The organism is Thermoanaerobacterium calidifontis, assembly GCF_055381745.1.
This window is the reverse complement of the sequence record NZ_AP042436.1, coordinates 1594402-1608243: the sequence shown is the minus strand read 5'-3', so window position 1 is coordinate 1608243 and position 13842 is coordinate 1594402. Positions and strand designations below refer to the sequence as shown.

Genomic DNA, 13842 nt, shown 5'->3' with positions numbered 1-13842 from the left:
AAGATTTCCGGTGGCAATAGCGGAGGTTAAAAACCCGTTCCCATACCGAACACGGAAGTGAAGCCCTCCAGCGCCGATGATACTGATTTCTCGGGAGAGTAGGTCGCTGCCGGTAAAAATTTATAAAAGAGGTAGTCTGTTTTAAATGGACTATCTCTTTTTTGATTTTTATGGTATAATAAGCGTTAAAATTATAAGAGGGGAAGTGAAAAAATGTTAAAAAGTAAAAATGTTGAACTTGTACCATTTGAGCCTAAATATATTGAGAAATTTGTAGAATTTCGCAATAGTGAAGACAGTAGAGATTTTTTGATGCCTGGTATACCATATCCTGTGACGGAAGGTTCAATTTCAGAGTGGCTTAGTAAAAAGACAAATCACAGTGAATCAGGTGAATTTGCAATTATTTATAATGAAACTAAAGAATATATAGGTAATATTTCATATGGCAGTGTAGATTGGAAAAATAGACATTGTGAAATTGCGGTAATGATAGGTGAGGAAAAGTATAGAAATAAAGGTCTTGGTTCAGAAGCTATAATGACTTTATTAGATTTTATATTTAATGAATTGAATTTGCATCGAGTAGAATTAAAAGTGTATGATTTTAATGAGAGAGCAATAAAATGTTATGAAAAATGTGGTTTTAAAAAAGAAGGATTGCTGCGGGAAGTTGTATATAAACATGGTCGATATATAAACGAATGGATAATGGGGATTATAAAAAGCGAATTTTTAGAGCATAATTTCCAGGGAAATAATAGAAATAATACATAATGGAGGAAATATGAGAGCGTTTTTAGCTATAAAATTAAGTGAAAATATTATAAATGATATTAAGAATTTGCAAGAGCAGTTAAAGAAATATACAATAAAAGGAAGATGGACAAATAAAGATAATTTACATATAACTCTTAAATTTTTTGGCGAGATAAATGAGGAAGAAGTTAGTAAAATCAGAAAGATAATAAATGACATTTTGTTAAATTTTAAGCCATTTTACATTAGATTAAATAAAATTGGTTGTTTTGAAGGAAAAGATAATATAAGAGTACTATGGGTGGATGTTAAAAATGATGATAGACTTAAATTATTACATGATGTTATCGAAACAGAATTATCTAAGGTGGGATTTAAAAAAGACGATAGAAAATTTAAAGCCCATATTACTGTTGCAAGAGAAATTATTTTGGTAAAAAGCATAGAAGAAATAAACAATCTACATAAATTAGATTCTGATTACTTTGCAGTATCTAATATACATCTTATGGAAAGCAAGTTGGAGAATAATAGAAGAGTTTATAAATCTATTTTCGATGTATCCTTAAAATCGAATAAGTAGGTACAATACCTACTTATTATCAGGTGTCACATACAATGTTTTTTGATTTGTATAGATTACAAAACCTGGTTTTGCTCCTGTTGGTTTCTTAACGTACTTTCTTAACGTGTAATCAACTGGTACATTTGAAGAATTTTTTGCTTTGCTGTGCATTGCTGCCAATTTTGCAGCTTCTAAAATAGTACTGTCAGGAATATTAGCGCCTTTGCTTTTGATTATGACATGTGAGCCGGGAATATTCTTCGTATGTAGCCATACATCATTTATATCTGCAAATTTCATTGTAAGGTAATCATTTTGTACATTATTTTTCCCAACATAGATATCAAAATTATCTGAAGATATATAGTGTAGAGGTTTTGATATACTTTTCTTTTGTCTTTTGTCTTTATTTTTCTTTTTTATGTATCCTGTATCTGCTAATTCTTCTCTTATTTCGTCTATTTCTGATGGCAATGTACACTGCTCAACATTTAAAAGTTGTCCTTCTAGATATTCTATTTCTTTTTTTGTTTCTTCTATTTGCTTTGTAAGAAATTCTACTGCATTTTTTAATTTAGCATATTTTTTAAAATACATTTGAGCATTTTCATTTGGCGTATATTTTATATCAAGTGGTATTGTTATTTCTTCACCAGTATAATAATTTATAGTTTTAAATGTATCGGTTTTTTTGTTAAGTTTATACAAATTACTCGTTATAAGCTCCCCATATAGTTTGTATATATCTGCATTCTCAGCATTTTTCAATTCATCTAATTGCTTGCCAAGTTTATTATATAATCTCTCTAAGTGCGTTTGAATAAGCTTTTTTAAATCATGTGAACGGGATTTTAAACTTTCTGCATTTGCTTTTTCTCTATAAAACTTTAATGCGGCTTCGTTGACACTTTTATAGAAAACTAAATTTTCATACTGTGTAAGTTCAATGATAGAAAATTCATAAGGATTATCGTCAATATAAGCAATACATGGTTTAAAATTTGAATTTTCTAAAAGGCTTTTCAATAAATTTAAATTGCAATTCAGTTTCTCCATATCGTCTTCTGAAAGCTCATTTATGTATCTATCATCTACTTTACTCCTATATGCAATTTCCCTTGATAAAACAGGGCTAAATCCTTCAAAAAGCTCTAAAAGGGCTTTATCAACCTTTTTGCCGCTTTTTAATTTTAATTTTCTTGACAAATCATCTTTTGTAAAATCTTGAATTGTAAATTTATCTTGTAGTGGGGGCATCTCATATTTGACATCGGGAACTATTTCCCGTATTTTGCTCATATCCTTGTATACTCTTTTAATGCTATCGACTATAATTCTACTCTCTTTATCTATTAATATAATATTGCTGTATCTTCCCATTATTTCTATTACTAATGTTTTTATGACCTCTTTTTCTAATTCATCACGACTTAAAACATCGATGAATAAAATTCTATCGAATCCCCTTTGGTATATATCTATAATTTTTCCACCTTGCAAATACTTTCGAAGTAACATGCAAAACATAGGGGGAGTAACTGGATTTTCTTTATTTTCATCTGTTAGATATACTCTTGGAAAATTTGCATTTGCTGATAAAAGCAATTTGTAATTTTTGCCGTTATTTCTGATAAAGATTATGATTTCGTCTTTTTCGGGCTGATATATCTTATCTATTTTTCCGTCAAGCAGTGTGCTTTTTAGTTCATTGACTATTCCATATAGTGTTATTCCATCCAAAGCCATGTTGAACATTCCTTTCTAAATGCAATTCTACTTAATAGTATATCACGGCATGAATTTATTACAAATAAATCAGCGATATGATGATTGCAAAAAATTAATTGAGCAAAATTATATAACCAGTTTTTTATAAATTTATGTTATAATATATATGCGTTATTTGTAGTAAGAGGTGAAAAAGTTATGAAATTTACAAAGATGAATGGATTAGGCAATGATTTTATAGTCTTTGAAAATTTAGAAAACAAAGAGTTAGAGTATGACGTTTTAGCGAGAAAATTGTGTGATAGGCATTTTGGCATAGGCGGAGATGGTCTTTTGATAGTGGAGCCATCTGGAATAGCAGATATTAAGATGAGAATTATCAATTCGGATGGCAGTGAAGCAGAAATGTGTGGGAATGGAGCGCGCTGCTTTGCAAAGTATGTCTATGAAAATGGCATAGTTTCAAAAGGGAAAATGTCAGTTGAGACATTGTCTGGCATTGTAATGCCAGAATTAATATTTGAAAATGATAATGTGGACAAAGTAAGAGTTCACATGGGCAATCCTAATTTTAGGCCCGATTTAATTCCAGTAAAAACAGATAAAAATCAATTTATAGAAGAGACGATAAAAATAGATGGAAGAGCTTATACTGTAACATCGTTACTAGTTGGCGTACCGCATACTGTTATTTTTGTTAATTCTATTGATGAAAATATGATTGTGAATGTAGGGCCGTTAATTGAAAAATTACATATATTTCCACGTGGAACAAATGTTGATTTTGTCAAAGTTGAAGATGAAAATAATATTACGGTGAGAACTTGGGAAAGAGGTGCAGGCTTGACTCTTGCCTGCGGCACTGGTGCCTGCGCTTCGGCTGTGGCTTCCGCATTAACAAATAGGACAAAGAGGAATGTTTATGTTCATTTTAAAAAGGGAGATTTGTATATTGAATGGACATCTGATAACAATATTTATTTAACAGGTAAAGCCGAAAAAGTTTTTACTGGTGATATAGATATTGTTTAGAAGGAAATAATGTTGATTATAATATTGATGGGTGATAAGATGATAAAAAGCATGACTGGTTTTGGCAGAGGTGAAGCAATCGAAAATGGCTTTCACGTCTTAACTGAAATAAAAAGTTTAAACCACCGGTTTTTGGATTTGTCGATAAAACTTCCGAAAGTTTTAAGTGGGTTAGAAGATAGGATAAGGCTAAAAATTGGGGAAAGCATTAAAAGAGGTAGAGTAGAGATAAATATTTCTCTTGAGGCTTATGAAAAAAGTCTTGATTCCCTTGAGTTAAATTACGATCTTTTAAACCAATACATAAATATAATTCATGACTTAAAAAAAAGTGTTAATCTTACAGATGACATAAAATTAAGCGATATTCTATCAATACCGGGAATAATAGATGTGAAAAGCGTTAATGTAGACATAGACAATGTTTGGACTATCGTAGATAAAGCATTAGACATGAGCATTAAAAATTTAATTGACATGAGGGTTTTAGAAGGTATAAAATTAAAAGACGATATAATAAATAGATTGGACATGTTAAGTGGTATAATTGATAAGATAGAGGAAAGAGGACCTGCCGTTATAAATGAGTATAAGAAAAAACTTGAAACACGAATAAATGAGCTTATTGGTGGTGAACTTGATCAGAACAGGTTTTTAACTGAAGTGGCAATAATGGCAGATAAGACGAGCATTTCAGAAGAGATAACAAGGCTTAGAAGTCATATAAGCCAATTTAAGTTTTCACTGGATAGTTCTATGCCTATAGGAAAGAAATTAGATTTCTTGACACAGGAGATGAACAGAGAAGCAAATACAATTGGTTCAAAGTCAATGGATCTCGGTATAATAAATGGAGTCATAGAATTAAAAGATCAGATTGAAAAGATAAGGGAGCAAGTACAAAATATAGAGTAGGAGGATAATTATTATGGCCATCAAACTAATAAATATAGGGTTTGGCAATATTATTTCGGCAAACAGATTAGTAGCCATTGTTAGTCCTGAGTCTGCTCCTATAAAAAGAATTATACAAGAGGCGCGGGACAGAGGTATGCTTATTGATGCTACATATGGTAGGAGAACTAGAGCTGTTATAATAACAGATAGTGACCACATAATATTATCAGCAGTTCAACCAGAGACAGTTGCAAATAGACTAAATTCAAAAGACATAATTGATGAGGAAATTATTGAAGAAGAATCTGAAGATTAAGGGGAATGATGTTATTGTACAATAAGGGTTTATTGATTGTAATATCCGGTCCGTCAGGTGCTGGAAAAGGAACGGTTTGCAAAGCACTTTTAAAGAAAGACGAAAATCTCAAATTAAGCATATCAATGACTACTAGAAAACCTCGCAATGGAGAAGTTGACGGTGAAAATTATTTTTTCACTACAGTTGAAAAGTTTAAAACTCTTATAGAAAATAACATGCTTTTGGAATGGGCAAAGGTGTATGATAATTATTATGGTACACCGAAAGAATTTGTACAAAAAAATATAGATGAAGGTCATGATGTAATTTTAGAAATCGACATTCAAGGTGCTTTAAAAGTTAAGGACAAATATCCAGAAGGCGTATTTGTGTTTATTTTGCCACCGTCTATGGAAGAGCTTAAGAATAGAATCAAGAAGAGAGGAACAGAAACTGAAGAAGAGATTTTAAAGAGGTTTAAAAGTGCTTATGAAGAAATAAATTTCGTTTCCAGATATAATTATGTGGTGATAAATGATGATGTTGATTTAGCTGTTGATAAAATCCTTGCGATTATAAAAGCTGAAAAGTGCAGAGTTGATAGAAATAAGGGATTATATCTTGAAATAAAGGAGAGATGCTAAATGATTTTATATCCATCGATAGTAGATTTAATGAATAAAATTGACAGTAAATATACTTTGTGTGCTTTAGTTTCAAAGCGTGCAAGACAGATAATAAGCGGTGAACCAAGTCTTGTTGAGACTGATTCAAAAAAACCCGTGACAATTGCTACTGAGGAAATAAATGAAGGACTTATAACATTTGAAAGGCAAAAATTTGGTTTGAAGTAGAAGGTGTTTTAATGGCTTATACGAAAAATGTGGTCATTGGTGTTACTGGAGGTATTGCTGCATATAAATCAGCAGATTTGGTTTCAAGGCTTGTTAAAAAGAATATAAATGTTGATGTTATAATGACAGAGTCTGCCACAAAATTTATTTCACCACTGACATTTGAATCACTAACACACAATAAAGTGATTGTTGATATGTTTGAAAGTCCTAAGTTTTGGGAAATAGAACATATAGCATTGGCAGAAAAAGCAGACGTGTTTGCTATCGTTCCTGCTACGGCAAATATCATAGGTAAAATAGCCAATGGTATAGCGGATGATATGCTTACAACCACTATAATGGCTACTAATGCGAAAGTTGTTATTGCCCCTGCAATGAATACAAATATGTATCAAAACATATTATTTCAAGAAAATTTAAAGAAGCTTAAGTCTATTGGATATTTTATAATAGAGCCTGAAGATGGAAGATTAGCCTGCGGCACATTTGGCAAAGGCAAACTAGCAAAAATCGAGGATATCGAGAAAAAAATATTGGAATTATTAGGGATAGAAAAAAAAGATTATGATGGTATTACTGTTTTAGTCACTGCAGGACCAACAGTTGAACCAATTGATCCAGTAAGGTATATTACAAATCGTTCTTCTGGAAAAATGGGTTTTGAAATTGCAAAGGCTGCAAAATCTCGAGGAGCTAATGTTATTTTGATTTCAGGTCCTACAAATATAGATGATCCAATCGATATTGAAACTATACACGTAAATACTGCTCTTGAGATGTACAATGAAGTTATGAAATTTAAAGGTAAAGTTGATATTTTTATTGGAGCTGCTGCTGTTGCTGATTATCGGCCGGAGATATATAAAAGTAACAAAATAAAGAAAAATGACGATGATCTTGCATTGAAGTTAGTCAGAAATCCAGATATTTTATATGAGTTTGGAAAAGAAAAAGGTAATACTTTTTTAGTCGGTTTTGCCGCAGAAACTGAAAATCTGATAGAAAGTGCCAAAAATAAGATTATAAGAAAAAATTTAGATTTGATTGTAGCTAATGATGTTTTAAGAGAAGGGGCTGGATTTTCAGGTGATACAAACATAGTTAGCATCATAGACAAGGATATGAACGTAAAAGAGTATCCTTTAATGAGCAAAACCGATGTAGCTCATGTAATACTTGATGAGATAAAAAATCTTTTTATTAGATAGCCTAAAGGCTTTTTTTTATGGGGGTATTTATGTTTGCTGATGTTGTTTTAAGTGAGTATTCACGAAATATCGATAGGATTTTAACTTACATTGTGCCAGATGGCATAAACGACATAAAGATAGGCACTAAAGTTTTAGTGCCTGTAAATAGAAGTACAGTAGAAGGTTACGTTATAAATTTATCAGAAAAAACAGATGTACCAATAGACAAGGTAAAGCCTATAGCTGATGTTGTTGATGATATTGTATTGTTTGATGACAAATTGTTAGACTTAGCTTTTTGGATGAAAGACTACTATAAATGCAATATTTCTGAAAGCTTGCAGTGCATCATTCCATCAGGGACAAAAAGCGGCATAAAAAAGGTAAAGACAGTCAAGCTTAATAATAGTTTTGTTTATGATTGTAAAGTTACTCAGAGGCAACTTGAGATTATAAATTATTTAAAGAAAAACGACTTGGTTGCATTATCAGATCTAGTAAAAGACTTAAATGTAAGTTATTCAACTGTAAACAGTTTGGTTAAAAAAGGGATTTTGTCAGTAGATTATGAGGAGATAAATAGGTTTAAAGCGACAGATTGTAATAGAACGAAAAAGCATATTCCCACTAAAGAACAGGAGCAAGTTATAAATGAAATAAAAAAAATCATTGGAAAAAGTATTTTCGAGAAGTATCTTTTGTTTGGCGTTACTGGAAGTGGAAAGACAGAAGTTTATCTTCAGCTTATTGAGAAATGCATCGAATTAGGAAAAGAAGCGATTGTCCTGGTGCCGGAGATATCTTTAACGCCTCAGACTATCGAAAGATTTGTTTCAAGGTTTGGTAATTTGGTTGCTGTTTTGCATAGCGGATTATCCGATGGAGAAAGATTTGACGAATGGAGAAAAATTGTAAATGGCGATGTGAAAATTGTCGTTGGTGTTAGAAATGCAGTATTTGCACCATTTTCTAATTTAGGGCTAATAATAATAGATGAAGAACATGAAAATACTTATAAACAATCTGATTTTAAGCCAAAGTATAATGTAAAAGAAGTTGCGGAAAAAAGATGTGAGATAGAGAAAGCTGTTTTGCTGCTGGGGTCTGCAACACCTCAGGTTGAAACGTACTATAAAGCTCTCAATAATGAGTATAAACTTTTGAGATTAAAAAATAGAATAGGGATTAGTTTACCTGAAGTCGAAATTGTCAATATGAGTCATGAATTGGCAGATGGCAATAATTCAATATTTAGTAGAAAACTTTATTATGAAATTAAAAAAAATTTGATTAAAGGTGAACAGACTATTTTGTTCCTAAACAGAAGGGGATTTTCTTCATTTGTCGTATGCAGGGATTGTGGTTATGTTCCTGAGTGCCCAAATTGTGATATATCACTTACATATCATGCAGATGATGGAAAGTTAAAGTGCCATTATTGCGGATACAATATCGATACAGTTCGTACGTGTCCTAAATGCGGAAGCAAGCGAATTAGATATTTAGGCATTGGAACAGAGCGTGTAGAAAAGGAAGTTAAGCGATTATTTCCTAAAAGTAGAGTCTTAAGAATGGACATTGATACTACTAAAACAAAAGGAGCTCATGAAAAAATTTTTAATGAATTTAGAAGCGGAAATGCAGACATATTGATAGGCACGCAGATGATTTCAAAAGGCTTTGACATACCAAATGTGACGCTGGTAGGAGTTATTCTGGCGGATATAACGCTGAATATACCTGATTTTAGGTCAGGGGAAAGGACTTTTCAGCTTTTAACACAGGTAGCGGGAAGGGCTGGCAGAGGAGAAAAGCCTGGAAGAGTAATAATTCAAACATATGAAGATGATAACTACAGCATAATAGCTGCAAAAAATCAAGATTATGAAGCTTTTTTCAATGAAGAAATACATTATAGAGAAACATACATGTATCCTCCTTTTACACATTTATTAAATATATTGATATCAGGGCCAGAGAAAAATAACGTAATATCTAGTGCCGCATTGGTACATAATTTGATTATTAAAACTATTAACAAAAATGAAATAAAGAGTTATAATAAAGTATTAGGTCCGTCATCTGCTCCTATCGAAAGGATAAAAAACAATTATAGGTGGCAGATTATTGTAAAATCAGTTGAAAGAAGTGTTTTGGAAGATATATGTGATGCTTTAAATAGCCATAATTTTATGAAAGGCATCAAACTATCGTATGATTTGGACCCGCTTAATTTAATTTAAGGAGGATTTATATGGCATTAAGGTATATTAGAAAAATTGGAGATCCTATACTGTATAAAAAGGCAAAATACGTTGATAAAATAGATGATCATGTTATTATGATTTTGGATGACATGGCTGAAACTATGTATAATGCTGATGGCGTCGGACTTGCTGCAAACCAGATTGGTATCTTGAGAAGACTGGTGGTAGTGGATGTTGGAGATGGTTTGATAGAATTGATAAATCCAGAAATAATATTAGAAGAAGGCGAACAAATAGGAAAAGAAGGATGCCTAAGCGTTCCTAACGTGACAGGAGAAGTCAAACGTCCTAAAAAGGTAAGAGTAAGGTATCAAGACAGAACCGGAGAGTATAAAGAAATCGAAGGAGAAGACTTTTTAGCCAGAGCATTGTCACATGAAATTGATCATTTAAATGGAATATTGTTTGTAAATAAAGCGATAAGAATAATAAATGACGAGGAAGAAAAAATGGAGGCGGAGTGATTTGAACATTGTGTTTATGGGTACGCCTGAATTTGCTGTACCTTCACTCAAAAAATTGGTTGAATTTGGTCACAATGTGATGTTGGCTATTACACAACCAGATAAGCCTAAAGGCAGAGGCAAAAAATTGTCTTTTCCACCCGTAAAAGAATTTGCTATAAAACATGGCATAGAAGTCTATCAGCCTCTTAAATTAAAGAACAATGAAGAAGTATTTGAAAAAATAAGGAGATTGAATCCTGAATTAATAGTTGTGGCTGCATATGGCAAAATTCTTCCAGAAGAAATTTTAAAAATCCCGAAATTTGGATGTATAAATGTTCATGCATCTTTGCTTCCAAAGTACAGAGGAGCTGCACCCATAAATTGGGCTGTAATAAACGGTGAAAAAGAGACAGGAATTACTATAATGTATATGGAAAAGGGATTGGACACTGGTGACATTTTATTGCAAAAGTCAATACCAATATTAGAAGAAGATAATGCTGAGACGATACATGATAAACTGGCAATATTAGGCGGAGACGTTTTAATAGATGCTATAAACATGATGTGCAATGGTACTTTAATGAGTGTAAAACAAGACGATAGCAAAGCGACGTATGCTCCGATGCTTGAAAAATCGATGGGGCTTATAAATTGGGAAAAAGATGCTATTGAAATAAGAAATCTCATTAGAGGATTAAGGCCATGGCCTGGTGCATATACGTACTATAATGGCAGTATGTTAAAAATTTGGTCTGCTGATGTATACCATTATTTTGGTGATGAAAAACCTGGTACAATTATCGAGTCAGATGATACTTTGATAATAAAATGTGGTAAAGAAGCGTTGAAAGTAATAGAAATTCAAGGTGAAGGCACGAGAAAAATGAATGTTGAAGACTATTTAAGGGGACACTTAATAAAAAAGGGCGATCAATTAGAGGGGATAACAATTTGAATGGGAAAAAGCGTGTTTTTTTTGGATTATTGAGTATATTGATATTGTTAATGACGTTAAGTATTTTTTTTCTTTTATATATTGTGAGAAGCAAAAGCTCAGCTTTGTATAATTTTTTAATAGGATCTGCAATATTATTTTTCTCTGCAATTACTATTGTCTTGATTCTTACAGTTTTTGCTTTTTTGTATGTGATTTATAGAGGAAGAAATAATGAAATACTGAATAAAACATTATTATTGCTGATAGATGGGTTATATCCGCTTTTGGAGATATTAGGTGGTATATTTGGTGTTAAGAAGGATAAGATTCAACAGTCATTTACAAATATCAATAACTTTTTAGTAAGTTCAAGAAAAGGCAAGTATTTACCTGAGGAGCTATTGATATTGACGCCTCATTGCATACAGTTTAATGAGTGTAAATTTAAAGTTACCAATGACATTGACAATTGTCAAAGATGTGGGAAATGTCAGGTCAGCGACTTAATAAAGCTAAAAGAGAAGTATGGTGTAAAAATCGCAATTGCAACTGGAGGCACTTTAGCTAGAAAAGCTGTCATGGACACTAAACCAAAAGCCATCATTGCTATTGCATGTGAAAGAGACCTAACAAGTGGAATACTGGATGTGAAAAAAATACCCGTTTATGGTATAATAAATATAAGACCTTATGGCCCTTGCTTCAACACAAAAGTGGATTTAGATGAAGTCGAAAAAGCGATTATCAATTTTACGAATGGAGGATAGGATTTATGTTTTGGTATTACGATCCTACGTATATATTGCTGTTACCTGCAATTTTACTTGCAATGTATGCTCAATTTAAAGTACAAAGCACGTTTAACAGGTATTCAAATGTAAGAAACAGGTATGGATACAGAGCTTATGAAGTGGCGAGGAAATTGCTAAATGATGCGGGGCTATATGATGTTAGCATTGAGATGATACCAGGTAATCTGACAGATCATTATGATCCAAGAAGCAGAGTGCTAAGGCTTTCTCCAACCGTCTATAGCAGTGATTCTATAGCAGCTATAGGCGTTGCGGCACATGAAACAGGGCATGCGATACAGCATGCTAATGGATACATTCCTCTTAAATTGAGAAATGCAATCGTACCTGTTGCAAATATCGGTACGACAATTTCATGGCCGCTTTTGCTGATGGGTTTTTTGTTTGGATATACACAATTGATAGATATAGGCATAATACTCTTTTCAGCAGTTGTTTTGTTTCAAATAATAACATTGCCAGTAGAACTTAATGCAAGCAATAGAGCAATAAGGCTTCTGGAATCTGGTGGGCTTTTCATGAGAGATGAACTTTATCCAGCAAGGCAGGTTCTTAATGCGGCTGCTTTGACGTATGTTGCCGCTGCATTTGCTTCTATTATGAATCTTATTAGGCTGATAATTTTAAGGGATAGGAGAGATTAATTTCTATCCCTTATTTATTAAAATTTTAGAGGTGTTTTAATGAATCAGAGAAATACTGCTTTTAAAATTTTGTACGATATAATTGTAAAAAAAGGATATTCCAATATTGTGTTGAACAAGTATCTTAATAACAATGAGTTGAGAGATATAGACAAAAGTTTCATTAAAGAAATAGTTTTTGGTACAATAGAGAGAAAACAAACTTTAGATCAAATAATTGATCGTTGTTCGTCAAAAGGCATCAAAAAGATAGACAACAAAATATTGATAATACTCGAGATGGGGTTGTATCAAATAATTTATATGGATAAAGTGCCTCAATATGCGGCTATTAGTGAAGCTGTAAATCTTGCTAAGGAGTATGCGGGAATACATGCTTCTAAGTTTGTTAATGCTGTGCTTCGCAATTATGTGCGCAATTCTGCAAAGATTGATATATTAAAATCTGACAAAAATGTTGTTGAATATATGGCATTTAAATATTCATATCCTGAATGGATTGTAAAAAGACTTTTAAATAATTATGATAAAGATACGGCTGAGGATATATTAAAGTCATTAAATGAAAAGCCGCAGATATCCATAAGGCTTAACACTTTAAAAATAGGAAGTAAGGATTTTGAAAAAATATTGATTGACAAAGGATTGAATTTTAAAAAGGGATCGTATGTGGATGATGCTTATTATATTGATTTAAAAAATATTGCAGGTGATGAAATCTACAAAAATGGCTTTGTGCAGATCCAAGATGAAGGTGCTATGATCATATCTAAAGTTTTATCACCTAATCCAGACGATCTTATAATAGACGTATGTAGCGCACCGGGTGGGAAAACTACACATATTTCTCAATTAATGAACAATAAAGGAAAAGTTATTGCGTTTGATATTCATGAGCATAAGATTGATTTAATAAGAATGAATTGCAAAAGATTAGGCGTAAACAATGTGGATGCGTATGTGTTTGATTCAACCAAGATAAATGAAAAATATATAGACAAGGCAGACAAGGTATTGGCTGACGTTCCATGCACCGGAATAGGAATTATAAGGAAAAAGCCGGATATAAAATTAAAGAGCTATACGGATGAAGATATTAAAAAGCTGAATAACATTCAATACAGCATACTTAGCTCCAGCTCTAAATATGTCAAAAAAGGCGGATATATATTGTACAGCACATGTACGATTGGAAGAGAAGAAAATATGAATATTATTGATAGATTTTTGGGTGAAAATAAGAATTTCGAGATTTCCGACATAAGACCTTTTCTTTCTGAAAAATTAGCATCACAAGTAGACGGTAAAGGCTACCTGCAATTGTTGCCAAATATCAATAATACAGACGGCTTTTTTATATGTAAATTGCAGAGAAATAATTAAATTTGTGATATAATATCTGTA

15 protein-coding genes and 1 rRNA gene are annotated in these 13842 nt (G+C 32.1%); 15 read left to right on the top strand and 1 reads right to left on the bottom strand.

The annotated features are described in order from the left end of the window. The first annotated feature begins 6 nt into the window (after positions 1-6). The 3 genes from rrf (at position 7) to thpR (ending at position 1342) form a co-directional block, all read left to right on the top strand. Positions 7-115: ribosomal RNA gene (gene rrf / locus ACZ42G_RS08455) — 5S ribosomal RNA — on the top strand. Between the two features lie 98 nt (positions 116-213). After that, complete coding sequence (locus ACZ42G_RS08450) at positions 214-777, top strand: GNAT family N-acetyltransferase (RefSeq protein WP_464850073.1); 564 nt, start codon at positions 214-216, stop codon at positions 775-777. A 10-nt stretch (positions 778-787) separates the two neighbouring features. Next, positions 788-1342 carry an RNA 2',3'-cyclic phosphodiesterase gene (thpR, locus tag ACZ42G_RS08445; protein WP_464850071.1) on the top strand — a complete coding sequence of 185 codons (555 nt, stop codon included), beginning with the start codon at positions 788-790 and terminating at the stop codon, positions 1340-1342. Positions 1343-1351: 9 nt separating this feature from the next. Here the strand turns inward: thpR and ACZ42G_RS08440 are convergent, their stop codons facing one another. Then, positions 1352-3070 (bottom strand): Rqc2 family fibronectin-binding protein, encoded by a 1719-nt coding sequence (locus ACZ42G_RS08440; RefSeq protein WP_464852140.1) that lies wholly within the window; start codon positions 3068-3070, stop codon positions 1352-1354. A 180-nt stretch (positions 3071-3250) separates the two neighbouring features. On the opposite strand from ACZ42G_RS08440, the gene dapF reads away from it, so the two are divergent. The 12 genes from dapF (at position 3251) to rsmB (ending at position 13821) form a co-directional block, all read left to right on the top strand. Beyond that, entirely contained in the window at positions 3251-4084 is an 834-nt protein-coding gene (gene dapF / locus ACZ42G_RS08435) for a diaminopimelate epimerase (protein ID WP_464850069.1), read from the top strand. A 9-nt stretch (positions 4085-4093) separates the two neighbouring features. After that, positions 4094-4999 carry a YicC/YloC family endoribonuclease gene (locus ACZ42G_RS08430; protein ID WP_240495787.1) on the top strand — a complete coding sequence of 302 codons (906 nt, stop codon included), beginning with the start codon at positions 4094-4096 and terminating at the stop codon, positions 4997-4999. Positions 5000-5012: 13 nt separating this feature from the next. After that, the gene (gene remA, locus ACZ42G_RS08425; protein ID WP_013788171.1) at positions 5013-5297 is read left to right on the top strand and encodes an extracellular matrix/biofilm regulator RemA; all 285 of its coding nucleotides are present in this window, start codon (positions 5013-5015) and stop codon (positions 5295-5297) included. An 8-nt stretch (positions 5298-5305) separates the two neighbouring features. Beyond that, a complete protein-coding gene (gene gmk / locus ACZ42G_RS08420; protein WP_168170177.1) occupies positions 5306-5923 on the top strand; it encodes a guanylate kinase in 618 nt (205 codons plus the stop codon). Next, positions 5924-6133, top strand: a complete 210-nt coding sequence (rpoZ, locus tag ACZ42G_RS08415; protein WP_013788169.1) for a DNA-directed RNA polymerase subunit omega — start codon at positions 5924-5926, stop codon at positions 6131-6133. A gap of 11 nt (positions 6134-6144) precedes the next feature. Then, complete coding sequence (coaBC, locus tag ACZ42G_RS08410) at positions 6145-7344, top strand: bifunctional phosphopantothenoylcysteine decarboxylase/phosphopantothenate--cysteine ligase CoaBC (RefSeq protein WP_085112032.1); 1200 nt, start codon at positions 6145-6147, stop codon at positions 7342-7344. Positions 7345-7373: 29 nt separating this feature from the next. After that, on the top strand, positions 7374-9569 hold the full coding sequence (gene priA / locus ACZ42G_RS08405; RefSeq protein ID WP_464850068.1) for a primosomal protein N': 2196 nt from the start codon (positions 7374-7376) through the stop codon (positions 9567-9569). A gap of 11 nt (positions 9570-9580) precedes the next feature. Further along, entirely contained in the window at positions 9581-10057 is a 477-nt protein-coding gene (def, locus tag ACZ42G_RS08400; protein ID WP_085112030.1) for a peptide deformylase, read from the top strand. A 1-nt stretch (position 10058) separates the two neighbouring features. Next, positions 10059-11000 (top strand): methionyl-tRNA formyltransferase, encoded by a 942-nt coding sequence (gene fmt, locus ACZ42G_RS08395; protein ID WP_085112029.1) that lies wholly within the window; start codon positions 10059-10061, stop codon positions 10998-11000. An 83-nt stretch (positions 11001-11083) separates the two neighbouring features. Then, entirely contained in the window at positions 11084-11749 is a 666-nt protein-coding gene (locus ACZ42G_RS08390) for a DUF116 domain-containing protein (RefSeq protein ID WP_464850067.1), read from the top strand. Between the two features lie 5 nt (positions 11750-11754). Continuing rightward, on the top strand, positions 11755-12438 hold the full coding sequence (locus ACZ42G_RS08385; RefSeq protein ID WP_464850066.1) for a zinc metallopeptidase: 684 nt from the start codon (positions 11755-11757) through the stop codon (positions 12436-12438). Positions 12439-12477: 39 nt separating this feature from the next. Next, positions 12478-13821, top strand: a complete 1344-nt coding sequence (gene rsmB, locus ACZ42G_RS08380; RefSeq protein ID WP_464850065.1) for a 16S rRNA (cytosine(967)-C(5))-methyltransferase RsmB — start codon at positions 12478-12480, stop codon at positions 13819-13821. The last annotated feature ends 21 nt before the right edge of the window (positions 13822-13842 follow it).